The organism is Corallococcus sp. M7, assembly GCF_054512695.1.
Genome location: NZ_CM137252.1, coordinates 5,667,433 through 5,682,350, shown reverse-complemented (window position 1 = coordinate 5,682,350; position 14,918 = coordinate 5,667,433). Strand labels below are relative to the sequence as shown.

General features: G+C 68.6%; 15 protein-coding genes and 1 pseudogene. 15 read left to right on the top strand and 1 reads right to left on the bottom strand.

What is annotated here, in order from left to right:
* The first annotated feature begins 64 nt into the window (after positions 1-64).
* From sdhA to rsmI, 15 genes and pseudogenes are all read left to right on the top strand, one after another.
* Positions 65-1,942, top strand: a complete 1,878-nt coding sequence (sdhA, locus tag ACX114_RS22570) for a succinate dehydrogenase flavoprotein subunit (protein WP_459300246.1) — start codon at positions 65-67, stop codon at positions 1,940-1,942.
* A gap of 87 nt (positions 1,943-2,029) precedes the next feature.
* Positions 2,030-2,836 (top strand): succinate dehydrogenase iron-sulfur subunit, encoded by an 807-nt coding sequence (gene sdhB, locus ACX114_RS22565; protein WP_459287670.1) that lies wholly within the window; start codon positions 2,030-2,032, stop codon positions 2,834-2,836.
* Positions 2,837-3,103: 267 nt separating this feature from the next.
* Positions 3,104-4,264, top strand: coding sequence for an ADP-forming succinate--CoA ligase subunit beta (gene sucC / locus ACX114_RS22560; protein ID WP_459287668.1), 1,161 nt, complete (start codon positions 3,104-3,106; stop codon positions 4,262-4,264).
* 32 nt (positions 4,265-4,296) lie between these two features.
* Positions 4,297-5,193: a succinate--CoA ligase subunit alpha gene (gene sucD / locus ACX114_RS22555; protein WP_120589970.1), complete on the top strand. Its 897-nt coding sequence runs from the start codon at positions 4,297-4,299 to the stop codon at positions 5,191-5,193.
* A 42-nt stretch (positions 5,194-5,235) separates the two neighbouring features.
* On the top strand, positions 5,236-5,658 hold the full coding sequence (ndk, locus tag ACX114_RS22550; protein WP_120546387.1) for a nucleoside-diphosphate kinase: 423 nt from the start codon (positions 5,236-5,238) through the stop codon (positions 5,656-5,658).
* A gap of 152 nt (positions 5,659-5,810) precedes the next feature.
* Positions 5,811-6,626 carry a siderophore-interacting protein gene (locus tag ACX114_RS22545; RefSeq protein ID WP_459287666.1) on the top strand — a complete coding sequence of 272 codons (816 nt, stop codon included), beginning with the start codon at positions 5,811-5,813 and terminating at the stop codon, positions 6,624-6,626.
* An 88-nt stretch (positions 6,627-6,714) separates the two neighbouring features.
* Entirely contained in the window at positions 6,715-7,845 is a 1,131-nt protein-coding gene (gene rlmN, locus ACX114_RS22540; protein ID WP_459300244.1) for a 23S rRNA (adenine(2503)-C(2))-methyltransferase RlmN, read from the top strand.
* A gap of 102 nt (positions 7,846-7,947) precedes the next feature.
* Positions 7,948-8,184, top strand: a pseudogene (gene rpsP / locus ACX114_RS22535) (30S ribosomal protein S16); the annotation flags it as partial.
* 48 nt (positions 8,185-8,232) lie between these two features.
* Positions 8,233-8,517, top strand: coding sequence for a KH domain-containing protein (locus tag ACX114_RS22530; protein ID WP_014397298.1), 285 nt, complete (start codon positions 8,233-8,235; stop codon positions 8,515-8,517).
* Complete coding sequence (gene rimM / locus ACX114_RS22525; protein WP_459287664.1) at positions 8,514-9,062, top strand: ribosome maturation factor RimM; 549 nt, start codon at positions 8,514-8,516, stop codon at positions 9,060-9,062. Before ACX114_RS22530 ends, rimM begins: the two co-directional genes overlap by 4 nt.
* On the top strand, positions 9,059-9,796 hold the full coding sequence (gene trmD / locus ACX114_RS22520; protein ID WP_459287662.1) for a tRNA (guanosine(37)-N1)-methyltransferase TrmD: 738 nt from the start codon (positions 9,059-9,061) through the stop codon (positions 9,794-9,796). Before rimM ends, trmD begins: the two co-directional genes overlap by 4 nt.
* Before the next feature lie 119 nt (positions 9,797-9,915).
* Complete coding sequence (gene rplS / locus ACX114_RS22515) at positions 9,916-10,305, top strand: 50S ribosomal protein L19 (RefSeq protein ID WP_459287660.1); 390 nt, start codon at positions 9,916-9,918, stop codon at positions 10,303-10,305.
* A gap of 101 nt (positions 10,306-10,406) precedes the next feature.
* Positions 10,407-12,317 (top strand): ATP-binding protein, encoded by a 1,911-nt coding sequence (locus tag ACX114_RS22510; RefSeq protein WP_459287658.1) that lies wholly within the window; start codon positions 10,407-10,409, stop codon positions 12,315-12,317.
* A 36-nt stretch (positions 12,318-12,353) separates the two neighbouring features.
* Positions 12,354-12,719 carry a YraN family protein gene (locus ACX114_RS22505; protein WP_014397293.1) on the top strand — a complete coding sequence of 122 codons (366 nt, stop codon included), beginning with the start codon at positions 12,354-12,356 and terminating at the stop codon, positions 12,717-12,719.
* Positions 12,720-12,732: 13 nt separating this feature from the next.
* The gene (gene rsmI / locus ACX114_RS22500; protein ID WP_459287655.1) at positions 12,733-13,566 is read left to right on the top strand and encodes a 16S rRNA (cytidine(1402)-2'-O)-methyltransferase; all 834 of its coding nucleotides are present in this window, start codon (positions 12,733-12,735) and stop codon (positions 13,564-13,566) included.
* A gap of 35 nt (positions 13,567-13,601) precedes the next feature.
* Here rsmI and ACX114_RS22495 read toward each other — a convergent pair whose 3' ends face one another.
* Entirely contained in the window at positions 13,602-14,885 is a 1,284-nt protein-coding gene (locus ACX114_RS22495) for a hypothetical protein (protein ID WP_459287653.1), read from the bottom strand.
* Between the last annotated feature and the right edge of the window lie 33 nt (positions 14,886-14,918).

Genomic DNA, 14,918 nt, shown 5'->3' with positions numbered 1-14,918 from the left:
AGCAGGACTTCAGCGGCCCCCCGTGAAGGCACCCCCCCGGCAGCCGGTGCTCAAGGAGACGATGATGGCGGCAGCAGCGCGATTCACGGTGGTGGGCGGCGGTCTCGCCGGGCTGATGACGACGATCAAGCTGGCGGAGGCGGGTCACCAGGTGGACGTGCTCTCGCTCGTCCCCGTCAAGCGTTCCCACTCCGTCTGCGCCCAGGGCGGTATCAACGGCGCGGTGAACACGAAGGGTGAGGGCGACCACCCGGACATCCACGTGAAGGACACGCTGCGCGGCGGCGACTTCCTCGCGGAGCAGGTGTCCGTGAAGGGCATGTGCTACGCGGCGCCCGGCATCATCTACCTGCTGGACCGCATGGGCGTGACGTTCAACCGCACGCCGGAAGGCCTGCTGGACTTCCGCCGCTTCGGCGGCACCCTGCACAACCGCACCGCGTTCGCGGGCGCCACCACCGGCCAGCAGCTGCTCTACGCGCTGGACGAGCAGGTGCGCCGCTACGAGGCGGAGGGCAAGGTCACCAAGTACGAGTACTGGGAGTGGCTGGGCACGGTGAAGGACGAGTCCGGCCGCTGCATCGGCAGCGTGGCCATGGACCTGCGCACCATGGAGATCCGCACCTTCCCGGCGGAGGCGGTGTGCCTGGCCACGGGCGGCCCCGGCATCGTCTTCGGGCGCTCCACCAACTCCATCATCAACACCGGCACCGCCGCGGGCCGCGCGTACATGGAAGGCGCGCTGTACGCCAACGGCGAGTTCATCCAGGTGCACCCCACCTCCATCCCGGGCGAGGACAAGCTGCGCCTGATGAGCGAGTCCGTGCGCGGCGAGGGCGGCCGCGTCTGGGTGCCCAAGAAGAAGGGTGACACGCGCAACCCCCGGGAGATCCCGGAGAGCGAGCGCTGGTACTTCCTGGAAGAGAAGTACCCCAAGTACAAGAACCTGGTGCCTCGTGACGTCGCGACGCGCGAGATCTTCATGGTCTGCCGCGACCTGGGCATGGGCCTGGGCGGGCGCGACGGCGTCTACCTGGACGTGACGCACATCCCGGCCAAGACGCTCGACGCGAAGATCAAGGGCGTGATGGAGATCTACGAGAAGTTCGTCGGAGATGATCCGCGCCACACGCCCATGGTCATCTTCCCGGGCATGCACTACTCGATGGGCGGCCTGCACGTCTCCTTCGAGGCGGACTCGCGCACCCAGACGCCGCTGGACGGCAGCCCGGTGAACCAGAGCACGCGCATCCCGGGCCTGTACGCGGCCGGCGAGGCGGACTACGCCTTCCACGGCGCGAACCGCCTGGGCGCCAACTCGCTCCTGTCCTGCATCTACTCCGGCATGATCGGCGGCCCGGCGATGGCGGCCTTCGCCAAGAACCAGACGACCAGCGCCGCGGCGATGCCGGAGAAGTACTTCGCGGACGCGAAGAAGTACTGGCAGGACCGCTTCGCCACCATCAAGGCGATGAACGGGCAGGAGAACCCGTACCAGATCGCCAAGGAGCTGGGCGAGGTGATGACGGAGAACTGCACCGTCGTCCGCTACAACGACCGCCTGAAGAAGACGGTGGAGACCATCCGCGGCCTGAAGGACCGCTGGAGCCGCGTCAACGTGCTGGACACGGGCATGGTGGCCAACCGCGCGCTGTCGTACACCAACCAGGTGTGGAACATGCTGGAGCTGGGCGAGGTCATCGCCACCAGCGCGCTCCTGCGCGACGAGAGCCGCGGCGCCCACTACAAGCCGGACTTCTCCCTGCCGGAGCCCAAGACGAAGGATCCGCGCGAGGATCCGTCGTGGATGGAGCAGTGGCGCCAGCGCCACGAGAAGTGGGCGAAGACGACCATCGCCACCTACGCCGCCCAGGGCCCGCAGATCTCCTACCAGGACCTGCCCACGCCGGTGCTGGAGCCCGAACCCCGCTGGTACGCGTAAGGGCGTTCGTTTTCTTTCCGGGCCCGCGCGCGGTGAGGCGCGGGTTTCCGCCACCTGATTTGGCAGTGAAGGAAGGGCATCCGCACCATGGACACCGCACAGGCCAGCGCCGTCAGCTCCAAGACCATCTCCTTCCGCATCTGGCGGCAGGATGATCCGAACAAGCCGGGCCACTTCGAAGAGTTCAAGGTCCCCTATACGAAGGGCGCCAACGTCATCTCCTGCCTGATGGAGATCCAGCGCAACCCCGTCACCGTGGAGGGCAAGAAGGTGGCCCCCGTGGTGTGGGACTCCGCGTGCCTCGAGGAGGTGTGCGGCAGCTGCGCCATGAACATCAACGGCCGGGTGCGCATGGCGTGCTCCGCCCTGGTGGACAAGCTCCAGCAGCCCATCACCCTGGAGCCGATGAAGAAGTTCCCGGTGGTGCGCGACCTCACCGTGGACCGCGACCGCATGTTCGAGTCGCTCAAGCGCGTGAAGGGCTGGGTCCCCGTCGACGGCACGTACAACCTGGGCCCCGGCCCGCGCCAGTCGCAGAAGGACCAGTCCGTGATGTACGTGCTGTCCACGTGCATCACCTGCGGCAGCTGCCTGGAGGCGTGCCCCCAGGTGACGCTGGACAACGACTTCATCGGCGCCGCCCCCATCAGCCAGGTCCGCCTGTTCAACATGCACCCCACGGGCAAGCTGAACGCGGAGGAGCGCACGCGCGCCCTCATGGGCCCCGGCGGCATCCAGGACTGCGGCAAGGCGCAGAACTGCGTGAAGGTCTGCCCGAAGGAGATCCCCCTGACGACCTCCATCGCGGTGATGAACCGCGAGGTGAGCAAGCTGATCATCAAGGACATCTTCTTCAAGGAAGAGGAGCAGAAGGCCTCCGCCGGTCCGGGCTAACCCTCCCGGACGCCGTCCTGGCTTCCTCGCGGCCCCGTGCCTGCGCCCCCTGTCGCTGGGGCGCCGGGCGGGGCCGTGCCCGTTTGGGTGAAGGCCGCCTCATTCGCCCGGACACCGGGTGTTATCCCCGGAGGCGGAGCCTGTGTCCCGTCGCGACGCTGGAGGCCAAACGGCCTTGCCATCCGTCGTTTTCTGCGCAATGAGGGCCCGCGTTGACGCCCCGTGTAGGGGTTGTCCTCGTCTCCCCTCGTCCCACCCGGAGATTCGATGAAGATCCACGAGTACCAGGGCAAGGAACTCTTCCGGAAGTATGGCGTGCCCACGCCGCGCGGCATCCTCGCGCTGTCTCCCAACGAGGCGGAAGCCGCGGCGAAGGAACTCGCCACGCCCGTCGTCGTCGTGAAGGCGCAGATCCACGCGGGTGGCCGCGGCAAGGGCGGCGGCGTGAAGCTGGCCAAGAGCCCCGCGGAGGCCAAGGAGCTCACCCAGAAGATGCTGGGCATGATGCTCAAGACCATCCAGACCGGCCCGGAAGGGCAGAAGGTCAACAAGGTCTACATCGAGGAAGGCCTGGACATCGGCCAGGAGCTGTACCTGGGCGTGACGCTCGACCGCGCCACCAGCCGCATCACCTTCATGGCGTCCACCGAGGGCGGCGTGGAGATTGAAGAAGTGGCGGAGAAGCACCCGGAGAAGATCCTCCGCGCCGTCGTGGATCCCGCGGTGGGCTTCGCGGACTTCCAGGGCCGCGAGCTGGCCTTTGGGCTGGGCCTGACGGGCCCCACGGTGAACAAGTTCGTCCAGTTCTGCTCCTCGCTCTACAAGATGTACGTGGAGACGGACGCGTCCCTCGTGGAGATCAACCCGCTGGTCATCCGCAAGAGCGGCGGCGTGGTGGCGCTCGACGCGAAGGTGAACTTCGACGAGAACGCGCTCTACCGGCACAAGGAGCTGCTGGAGTACCGCGACCTGGCGGAGGAGGAGCCCCGCGAGACGCAGGCCAAGGAGCACGACCTGGCCTACATCGCGCTGGACGGCAACATCGGCTGCATGGTGAACGGCGCGGGCCTGGCCATGGCCACCATGGACACCATCAAGCTGGTGGGCGGCGCTCCGGCCAACTTCCTGGACGTGGGCGGCGGCGCGAGCAAGGAGAAGGTGACGGCGGCCTTCAAGCTCATCCTCGCGGATCCGCAGGTCAAGGCGGTGCTCGTCAACATCTTCGGCGGCATCATGAAGTGTGACGTCATCGCGGAAGGCATCATCGCGGCGGCCAAGGAAGTGCAGCTGAAGATCCCGCTCGTCGTGCGCCTGGAAGGCACCAACGTGGAGCAGGGCAAGGAGCTGCTCCGCAACTCGGGCCTCGCCATCACCCCCGCGGACAACCTGCGCCAGGCGGCCGAGAAGGCCGTGGCGGCCATCAAGTAGGGCCTTCGCCCCCTCTTACCTGAAAGATCGCCATGAGCATCCTCGTCAACGAGAACACGAAGGTCCTCGTCCAGGGCATCACCGGTTCGGCGGGCTCGTTCCACGCCAAGCAGATGCTGGAGTACGGGACGAAGATTGTGGGCGGTGTCACGCCGGGCAAGGGCGGCACCTCCTTCGAGGGCAAGGTTCCCGTGTTCAACACGGTCGCCGACGCGGTGAAGCAGGCGGGCGCGAACACGTCCGTCATCTTCGTTCCGCCGCCCTTCGCCGCTGACTCCATCATGGAGGCCGCGGACGCCGGCATCTCCCTCATCATCACCATCACCGAGGGCATCCCGGTCAACGACATGGTGCGCGCCAAGCGCTACCTGCAGGGCAAGCCGGGCGTGCGCCTCATCGGCCCGAACTGCCCGGGCGTCATCACCCCCGGCGCCCAGTGCAAGATCGGCATCATGCCGGGCCACATCCACAAGCCGGGCCGCATCGGCGTGGTGTCCCGCTCCGGCACGCTGACCTACGAGGCCGTGCACCAGCTGACCCAGCTGGGCCTGGGCCAGTCCACCGCGGTGGGCATCGGCGGCGACCCGGTCAACGGCACCAACTTCGTGGACGTGCTGAAGCTCTTCCAGGCCGACCCTGAGACGGACGCCGTCATCATGATCGGTGAGATCGGCGGCAGCGCGGAGGAAGAGGGCGCCGAGTACGTCAAGCGCGAGTTCACCAAGCCCATCGCCGGCTTCATCGCCGGTCAGTCCGCGCCCCCGGGCAAGCGCATGGGCCACGCGGGCGCCATCATCTCCGGCGGCAAGGGCACGGCCTCGGAGAAGATCAAGGCGATGGAGGGCGCGGGCATCCTGATGGCCGCGAGCCCCGCCGAGCTGGGCACCACGCTGCAGGCGGCCGTCAAGCGCGGCCCCCCGAAGCGCTGAGCCGAACCTTTCACACGACACACACACGAGGAGCCAAACACCATGGCCATCGAGCGCACGCTGTCCATCATCAAGCCCGACGGAGTGAAGAACAACCACGTCGGCGAGATCATCGCCCGGTTCGAGAAGGCGGGCCTGAAGCCCGTCGCCATCCGCCGGCAGCAGCTGTCCCAGGCGGAGGCCGAGGGCTTCTACGCCGTCCACAAGGCCCGGCCGTTTTTCAAGGACCTGGTGTCCTTCATGATCTCCGGCCCGGTGGTCCTGATGGCCCTGGAGGGTGAGAACGCCGTCCAGAAGAACCGCGACCTGATGGGCGCCACGGACCCGAAGAAGGCCGACAAGGGCACCATCCGCGCGGACTTCGCCCAGAGCATCGACGCGAACACGGTCCACGGCTCGGACAGCCTGGAGAACGCGAAGAACGAGGTCGCCTACTTCTTCCGCGAGACCGAAATCCACGGCTGAGCAGTTTCCAGCCTGGTGACAGCGGCCCGGTGTCCACGCCCCACGCGGCGCGGACCCGGGCCGTCGTCTTTTTCCAGCGCTCCGTATCCGGTTGCCCTGCTGGACAGTCCTTGCTACCGATAATGAAAATCACAATCGGCAAGGAAGCACGCATGAGCGGCGATTCGGAGCGCGTGGCCCGTCGTGGGCCGTTCCCGGTGAAGTTGCGGTTGCTGGAGGTCCTGCGCGTGACGCGGCTGTCGCCGCACATGGTGCGCGTGACGCTGGGCGGCCCGGAGCTGGAGGGCTTCTCGTCCCCCGGCGCGGATGACCACGTGAAGTGCTTCTTCGCCAAGCCCGGCGTGAAGAGGCCGGACATGCCGGTGGTGGGGCCCCATGGCCTGTCCATGCCGGAGGGGCTGGAGAAGCCCGCGTCGCGCGACTACACGCCGCGCCGCTTCGACCCGAAGGCGAACGAGCTGGACATCGACTTCGTGCTGCACGGGGAAGGCCCCGCGTCGCTGTGGGCGCAGCAGGCGAAGCCGGGCGACTTCATGGGCATTGGCGGTCCGCGCAGCACGCACGACGTGGCGGACGACTTCGACTGGTACCTGCTCGCGGGGGACCAGAGCGCGCTGCCGGCGATTGCCCGGCGCCTGGAGGAGCTGCCGGCGGGCAGGCGCGCGTTCGCCTTCATCGAGGTCGCGGACGCGGCGGAGGAGCAGGCCATCGTCAGCAAGGCGGACGTGAAGCTCACCTGGCTGCACCGGGGCAGCGCCGAGGCCGGCACCACGAAGCACCTGGAGGACGCACTGCGCGCCTGGACACAGCCCGCGGGGGAGGGGTTCGTGTTCGTGGCCGGAGAAGCCAACTCGCTCAAGCCCATCCGGGAACACCTGGTGAACGAGCGCGGTCTGAACAAGAGCTGGATGCGGGTGACGGGCTACTGGAAGCGCGGCGTCGCCGAGCACCACGATTCCAAGGGGTAGGCAGGGAAGGGGGCGGGCACTCCTTTGACTTGCCGTGCCTTCTTGTGGGAAGCACGCCCCACTGCCCTCCGTTAGCCCCGACTGAATGATGTCCGAGCCTACCGCCACAGCCCTCCCAGTCACCGAGCCCCTGCCGGTGCCGGCCCCCGCGAAGCTGGTCGACGTGGCCAGCCTGTCGCGCGAGAAGCTCGCGCTGTTCCTGAGCGAGCAGCTGGGCGAGCGCCCGTTCCGCGCGGCGCAGCTCTACCGCTGGCTGCACCAGCGCGGCGCCACGACGTTCGACGAGATGACGGACCTGTCCAAGGCCTTGCGCGAGAAGCTCAAGGCCAAGGCGGAGATCGTCCCGCTGGTGAAGGACCTGGAGCAGCGCAGCGTCGACGGCACCATCAAGTACCGCTTCAAGACGCGCGACGGGCGCTTCATCGAGTCCGTCTACATGCCGGCGGAGGACCGCAAGACGCTGTGCGTGTCCACGCAGGTGGGCTGCGCCATGGCCTGCTCGTTCTGCATGACGGGCACGCTGGGGTTGAAGCGCAACCTCACGCCCGGGGAGATCGTCGCCCAGGTGCACGCGGTGAACCGCGAGGTGCGCGCCAACGAGGGCCTGGAGACGCTGCGTCCGCTCACGAACCTGGTGTTCATGGGCATGGGCGAGCCGCTCCACAACTTCGAGAACCTCAAGACGGCGCTCTCCATCCTCCAGTCGGAGGAGGGGCCCAACTTCAGCCACCGGCACATCACCGTCTCCACCGTGGGCCTGGTGCCCATGATCGAGCGCTTCGGCCAGGAGACGGACGTCAAGCTGGCCATCTCGCTCAACGCCAGCACGGACGAGCAGCGCAGCAAGACGATGCCGGTGAACCGCAAGTGGAACATCCAGGCCCTGCTGGATGCCTGCCGCAAGTTCCCTCTGCGCCAGGGCCGCCGCATCACCTTCGAGTACGTGCTGCTCAAAGGGTTCAACGACACCGACGAGGACGCGCACCGGCTGAAGGAGCTGTTGCGCGACATTCCCGCGAAGGTGAACCTGATCCCGTACAACGAAAACCCCGGCCTGGGGTTCCAGACGACCGGCGAGCAGCGGGCCGAGGAGTTCCGGGCCATCCTTGCCGAGGCCCACGTCGCGGCATACATCCGGAAGAACCGGGGCCGGGACATCGCCGGGGCCTGTGGTCAGCTCGCCAATCGCGACGAGACGGCTGCTGAAGCCCCGGCATGACATAAGCACCCGAGCTTCCTTGACAATCCAGTCGGCAGGGCGCTAAGAGCGCCCCCCTCCGCCTGTTACCGTAGAAGTCACACGATTTCGCTGGAGCGTTCCATGGCCGTTGTCCTCCGTCTTGCCCGCGCGGGCGCCAAGAAGATGCCGTACTACCACGTGGTTGCCACCGACTCGCGCAGCCCGCGCGACGGCAAGTTCCTGGAGCAGGTCGGTTCCTACGACCCCAACCACAGCCCCGCGAAGGTGCAGTTCAACGAGGAGCGGCTGAACTACTGGCTGAAGAGCGGCGCGCTGCCCTCCGAGACGGTCGCGGACCTGATCAAGACGGCGAAGAAGCAGGACCCCGGCGACCACCGCCTGAGCACGCCCCCGTCTGGACAAGACGTGGAGCCGCTGCTCACGTATCTGGCGAAGGCCCTGGTTGATCAACCCGACCAGGTCACCTTGCGCATCTCCGAGGCGGATGGCGGCCGGCTCTATGAGCTGAAGGTCGCCCCCGAGGACGTCGGCAAGGTCATTGGACGTGATGGGCGCACTGTGAACGCCCTCCGGACGCTGATCAACGCCGCCGCCCAGAAGCAGGGCCAGAAGGTCCGCCTGGAGATTCTCGACGATCGCCGCGCTCCGGGTTCGCCCCCGGCGCCGCCCGCTCCGGACGCCGCGCGGTGAGCGCGCAGGCCTGTCTGGAGCTGGGCTACGTGGCCCGTGCGCACGGGCTGCGCGGCGAGGTGGCGGTCAAGAGCTTCGACCCCGCCTCGGAGACGCTCGGCACCGTCGAGCGCGTCCGTCTGCGCCTGCGCTCCGGTGAGGAGCGCGAGTACGCCCTGGAGACCTTCCGTCCGGCCAACAAGGAGGACCTGGTGGGCTTCGAGGGCGTGGAGTCCCGCACGGCCGCCGAAGCGCTGGTGGGCGCGAAGGTGTTCGTCTACCGCGAGGACCTGGAGCCGCCCGAGGAGGGCGAGTTCTTCCAGGGCGACCTCGTGGGGCTTGCCGCCGTGGACGAGCAGGGCGCCTCCCTGGGCACGGTGGAAGAGGTCTGGGCCACCGGTGAAGTGCCCAACCTGGTGATCCGCGCGAAGGGCCGGCCGGAGCTGGTGGTGCCCTTCGCGGATGAGTTCGTGCCGACGGTGGACGTGCCCGCGGGGCGCATCGTGATCCGGCCTCCGGAGTACCTGGAGGCGGACGGGCCGGAGGAGTCGGGAGACGGCGGGTGAGCTACCGCGTGGAGCTGCTCACGCTGTTCCCCGGGATGGTGTCCGGCTACCTGGGCGCGAGCATCCTCGGGAAGACCCAGGAGAAGGGGCTGCTCTCCGTCACGCTCACCGACGTGCGCGACTACGCCGAGGGCAAGCACCGCGTCACCGACGACGCGCCCTACGGCGGCGGCGCCGGCATGGTGATGAAGCCCGAGCCGCTGGTGGCCGCCATCGAGGCCGCTCGGGCCCGTCAGCCCGGCGCGAAGGTGCTCCTGATGAGCCCCCGGGGCCCCACGTTCACGCAGGCCACCGCGAAGGAACTGGCGCGGCACGAGGCCGGGCTGATCCTCGTCTGCGGCCGGTACGAAGGCGTGGACGAGCGGGTGATGCCCTTTCTGGACGGCGAACTGTCCCTGGGCGACTTCGTGCTCACGGGCGGAGAGGTGGCCGCCATGGCGGTGGTGGACGCGGTGGCGCGGCTGGTGCCCGGCGTCCTGGGCAACGAGGCGTCCTCCGTGGCGGAGAGCTTCGAGGACAATCTCCTGGAGCACCCGCACTACACCCGGCCGCCCGTCTTCCGGGGGGCCGAGGTGCCGGCCGTCCTCCAGTCCGGCGATCACGCCCGCATCGCCCGGTGGCGCCGGTGGAAGGCCATCAAGCTGACGCAGGAGCGGCGGCCGGACCTGTTCGCGCGGCTGGAGTTCAGCAAGGCGGATCAGAAACTGCTCGCCAGGGAAGAAGAAGCGTTGTAACCCTGCGTGTTCTCGCGGAACCTTTTGTTGCAGGCTTGTTCGTCCCGGCGGTCTCTGCTAGGACGGCCCGCTCTTTTCCACGCGTCCTACGCGTCAAGTTCCGCTTTCTGGAGTCCGTCATGCGCCGCAGCCTCATCGAGCACGTCGAAAACAAGTTCCTGCGCAAGGACATCACCGCGTTCCGCACGGGTGATTCCGTTCGCGTCCACTGGAAGGTCAAGGAAGGCGAGAAGGAGCGCGTGCAGGCCTTCGAGGGCGTGGTCATCCGCAAGACCAAGGGCACGAACCGCGCGACCTTCACGGTGCGCAAGATGTCCTTCGGCGTCGGCGTGGAGCGCATCTTCCCCATCCACAGCCCGCGCTACGAGAAGATCGAGGTCCTCACCCGCGGCGACGTGAACCGCAAGCGCCTGTTCTACCTCCGCGAGCTGAAGGGCAAGGCCTCGCGCGTGGACGTGCAGGTGGATCCTGAGAAGGCCGCCGCCAAGGCCGCCGCCGCCCAGGGCTAGTAGGTCCGCAGAAACCCTCTCGCGGCCTTCGCGGCCGCGTGCGAGAAGGAGCGTCCTTCACTGGACGCTCCTTTTTTCGTTCGGGCTAGACTGCGCGCGCCATGCACTTCGTCGAGGTCGCCATCCAGAACGTCCGTGGGTTCTCTCCCACCGGACGCTTCCCGCTGAAGACCGGGTACCTCATCCTCAAGCCGCCCACGGCGGACGTGCTGCCGCTGGGGAACGTGGCGCTGTCGCTGCTGTTCGCGGATGGCCGGGGTGGAGACGCGAGCCTCGTGGGCTCGGCGGGGCGCTCCGGCAAGGCCGCGCTGACGTTCGTGGGACAGGACGGGATGACGTACCGGATCTTGCGCGAGCTGGGCGGTTCCGGATCGCTGCACCGGCTCAATCCCGCCACCAGCCAGCCGGAGCTCGTGTCCACGGACGTCTCGGAGATCAACCAGTACCTGCGCGGCCAGGCGGGTCTGCCTCCGCGCACCACCTTCGAGCAGGTGTACTGCCTCCAGTTGGTGATGCTGCCGTCGCGCCGGCCCCGCAAGAGCGTGGCCAAGGCCGCCGCGGCGGCGGGCGCGAAGGCCTCCGGGGCCACGCCCTCACTGGCGGCCGCTTCCCAGGTGACGCCGGCGGAGGACATCCCGGCCGCCGAGGCGAAGGTGAAGGTGCTGCAGAAGGAGCTCGTCACCGCGAAGGAGGTGGATCAGCTCCAGTTCAAGGTGGACGAGCTGGCGTCGCTCATCTTCGAGGCGGACTCGAAGCTCAAGGGCGGCGAGGGGCTCAAGGAGGCCATCGCGAACGCGGAGGCCGCCTGGCGCGCGGCGCCCTCGCCGGAGTCGCTGGGCCTGCCGCTGGACATCCTCACGCGCGTGAAGCGCTACCCGAAGGCGGTGGCGCGGCGGGACGAGGCGCTGGCGCGGCTGGAGACGGACCGCGAGCCGGAGCAGGACGACGCGTCGCTGAGGGTTCCGCCGCTCACCGAGAACCGCTTCTTCTGGGGCGGCCTGGGCGCGGGCGTGCTCTTCATGGGCCTGAGCGTGGGCCTGGGCATCGTCGCGGCGCAGCCCATGTGGCGCTACCTGGCGTTGATCAACATCCCCGCCTTCGGCACGGCCGCGTGGATGGCGCTGCGCTACGTGGACGACCTGCAGCACGCCACGCGCAAGGGCTCCAAGGACAACCGCAAGGACGCGCGGCAGAAGAAGATCCTCGACGAGTTCGAGCTCGAGGAGGCGCCGGTGCGCATGGCCATCAAGGCCCTGAACCTGGAGTCCCACACGGAGATCCCCGCCGCGCTGGAGCAGAAGGATCTGCTCGGCATCCGGCTGGGAGAGCTGCAGACGCAGCTGGAGGAGTACGAGTCCTCTCCCGAGTACCAGGCCGCCCTGCGCGACGGACAGGAGCTGCGCGCACAGCAGGAGACGCTCAACGCGGAGCTGTCCGCCAAGGGCACCTACGTGCGCGACCTGCGCGAGGTGGAGCGGGAGCTGTCCCGGCTGAAGGAGTCCATCGCGCTGGCGAAGGCGCCCCCGGTGCCGGTGGCCGCGGCCCCGGGCCAGACGCCGGCGCCGGTGGATCCGCTGGAGGACCCGTCCCCTCTGGTGCTGTCGCAGGCCGCGGACGTGCTCACGACCGACATCCTGTCGGTGCAGGCGCTGCTGAAGGACCGCTGCGTGCAGTACCTCACCGCGCTCACGGACCGGCGCTACCAGGGCGTGGAGTGGGACCGCGAGGGCAACGCCTTCCTGCTCGCGCAGAACAACCGCATCCCGGTGGGCGAGCTGTCCCCGAAGGACATCGACCTCTACTACCTGGCGCTGCGCATGACGGTGGTGGAGAAGACGTGCGCCCGGGTGAAGCGCCCCTTCCTCCTGGACGACGTGCTGACGGGCGTGGACGAGGCGAAGCTGCCCCTCGTCGCCCGCATGCTCAAGCACCTGGGCACGCTCACGCAGGTGCTGCACGTCACCGCCCACCCCGGCTTCGGCCAGATGTCGGACGGCACCGTTAACGTCTAGCCGCCGCGAAGAAGTGCGAGGGGCGGCGGGGGCGGAATGGGGACGCGGCGGGACGTGGGGGACGTGGCGGAGGCGGAGGGCGTGCGCCTGCTGGAGTCGCAGGGCTTCCGGGTGGTGGCGCGCAACTGGACGTGCCGCTACGGCGAGCTGGACATCGTGGCGGAGCAGGGGGAGCTCATGTGCTTCGTGGAGGTGCGCATGCGCTCCACGGCCGCGTGGGGAGACCCGTCGCACACCGTGTCCTTCGCCAAGCAGCGCCGGGTGGTGAAGGCGGCGCTGCACTATCTCTTCCAGAATGGCATCGACGGGCGCATGGTGCGCTTCGACGTCATCTCCGTCGTGGGCCAGGGCGAGCACGCCCGGGTGGAGCACCTGCCCGCCGCCTTCGACGCTGGCATGTAAAGGAATCCGTCCCTTGGCTGGAACGCTCTACCTCGTGGCCACGCCCATCGGGAACCTGGGGGACGTCACCGCCCGGGCCCTGGAGACGCTGCGCACCGTGGGCTTCCTCGCGTGCGAGGACACCCGGCACTCGCGCATCCTGTTGGACCACTTCGGCATCACCGGGAAGGACCTGGTGAGCCTGCCCGCCTTCGCGGAGGGGCAGCGCGCCGGACGCATCCTGGACCGCCTCGAAGCGGGGGAGGACTGCGCGCTCGTCACCGACGCGGGCAGCCCCGGCATCAGCGACCCGGGGGAGAAGCTGGTGGCGGAGGCGCTGGAGCGCGGCCTGAAGGTGGAGCCGGTGCCCGGGCCCACGGCGCTGGTGGCCGCCCTGAGCGCGTCAGGGCTGCCCACCGGGCGCTTCCACTTCCTGGGCTTCCTGCCGCGCAAGGGGCCGGAGCGCCGGGCCATGCTGGACGAGGTGGCGCCCCTGTCCGCCACCTGCGTCCTCTACGAGTCCCCGCGCCGCCTGGCGGAGACGCTGGTGGACCTGCAGGAGGCCTGGGGCGACCGACGTGCGTGCGTGGCGCGCGAGCTGACCAAGCTGCACGAGGAGTTCGTCCGGGGCCCGCTGTCCGCGCTCGTGGCGCGCTACGCGGGCGAGGAGACCCGGGGCGAGGTGGTGGTGCTGGTGGAGGGCCGCACCGGCGAGCAGCGCTGGAGCGAGGACGAGCTGCGCCGGGCGCTGGAGTCGGGCCTGGCTCGCGGCGAGAAGCTCAAGCCGCTGAGCACGGAGCTGGCCCGCCGCGCGGGGTGGCCCGGCCAGGAGGTGTACCGGCTGGGCCTGGGCCTGAAGCAGCGGTAGGGGACACTCACCGCTGCTTCGTCAGGTGGGGGCCTTCAGAAGCTGAAGGTCGCGCCCAGGTCGAAGCGGAACGTGGTGCTCTGGATGGCCCGGAAGCGGCGGGACACCAGGTCGTAGCGCCAGTCGAACGTGGGGTTGAGCTCCGGCGAGCCCACGGCGGTGTCCACGGTGCCGTCGCCGTTCAGGTCCTGGCCAATGGCCTCGGTCGTGAGCAGGTGGTCCGTGTTGTAGAGGAAGTTGCCGGAGGCGCGGATGGTGAATGCCTGCGCGGCGCGGGCGGTGACGCCCAGCTGGCCACCCACCTGGAGGTAGTCGTCGGAGGTGAGCAGCTTGCGCAGCGCGGAGCTCATCTCGTTGTAGTACCGGCCGCGGCCCACGTAGTTGCCCAGCAGCCGCAGGTCCAGGGTGAACTTCTGGGACTTGGCCGCGTTCTCGAACGGCACCAGCTCCATGCCGAAGGTGAGCGCCGTCTGCGAGGGGGCCTGGATGCCCGTCTCCTTGCGGGTCCACGGCTCCTTGTAGCAGTTGTACGGAGCGCCCAGGTTGGGCGGGGTGGCGCCGGACTGGTCGCAGTTGGAGTACGCGCCAGGACCGCGCACCGGGATGGTGTGGGACGCTTTGAAGTACGGCTCCGCCACGCCCATCTTCCGCGAGAAGGTCGTGTAGAGCTGGTACTTGTGGACGCGGTCGCCCACGTTGCCGCGGTCGCCGTCCGGGTCGGTGTTGTCCAGGCTCGGGTCGCGCTGCTTGGCGGTGGGCGCCTCGTAGTCGATGCCGACGATCCACGTGGGCTTGGTGTTGTCCTTCTCCTGGTTGAAGAAGGCGTACGCCAGCCCGAAGTGCACGTTGCCCAGGTCGCCCCGGTAGCTCTCCTGGGGCACCTGGAACAGCCGGCCCACGCAGCCCTCGGCGGAGTAGGGCGAGCCGTCCGCGTTGAAGCAGCTGTTCGTGACGGTGGAGTTGCCCTGGCCCGTGCCGGACACGAAGTTCCAGGACTCGTTCTGCTGGAAGACGATGGGCAGCTTGAAGCTGAACTCCAGGTCCTTCCAGAGGCCGAAGGCCACGGCGAGATTCAGCCGCGCATCCGTGCCCTTGTACCAGAGCTCGTTGACCTCCGAGACGTTGGTGGCGTCACCGCCGCGAAGCTGCTCGCGGACGATCTTCGCGCGCGTCTGCGTGCGCTCGAAGCCAACATCGAGGAAGAGGTCGAACGGATCATCGTCCTCGAACGAGGAAGCAATCCGGGTGATCTCCGCCGCGCTGGCGGCGAAAGGCACGCCCAGCGTCAGCGCGGCGATGACGGCGCGAAACCTGTGCATCCACTACCTCCGACGACCACGGCCCAGGCCTGC

Bases quoted from the DNA above. Each gene is read 5' to 3' on its own strand.
- sdhA (WP_459300246.1), top strand. From the start codon at position 65: ATGGCGGCAGCAGCGCGATTCACGGTGGTGGGCGGCGGTCTCGCCGGG.
- sdhB (WP_459287670.1), top strand. From the start codon at position 2,030: ATGGACACCGCACAGGCCAGCGCCGTCAGCTCCAAGACCATCTCCTTC.
- sucC (WP_459287668.1), top strand. From the start codon at position 3,104: ATGAAGATCCACGAGTACCAGGGCAAGGAACTCTTCCGGAAGTATGGC.
- sucD (WP_120589970.1), top strand. From the start codon at position 4,297: ATGAGCATCCTCGTCAACGAGAACACGAAGGTCCTCGTCCAGGGCATC.
- ndk (WP_120546387.1), top strand. From the start codon at position 5,236: ATGGCCATCGAGCGCACGCTGTCCATCATCAAGCCCGACGGAGTGAAG.
- ACX114_RS22545 (WP_459287666.1), top strand. From the start codon at position 5,811: ATGAGCGGCGATTCGGAGCGCGTGGCCCGTCGTGGGCCGTTCCCGGTG.
- rlmN (WP_459300244.1), top strand. From the start codon at position 6,715: ATGTCCGAGCCTACCGCCACAGCCCTCCCAGTCACCGAGCCCCTGCCG.
- rplS (WP_459287660.1), top strand. From the start codon at position 9,916: ATGCGCCGCAGCCTCATCGAGCACGTCGAAAACAAGTTCCTGCGCAAG.
- ACX114_RS22510 (WP_459287658.1), top strand. From the start codon at position 10,407: ATGCACTTCGTCGAGGTCGCCATCCAGAACGTCCGTGGGTTCTCTCCC.
- ACX114_RS22505 (WP_014397293.1), top strand. From the start codon at position 12,354: ATGGGGACGCGGCGGGACGTGGGGGACGTGGCGGAGGCGGAGGGCGTG.
- ACX114_RS22495 (WP_459287653.1), bottom strand. From the start codon at position 14,885: ATGCACAGGTTTCGCGCCGTCATCGCCGCGCTGACGCTGGGCGTGCCT.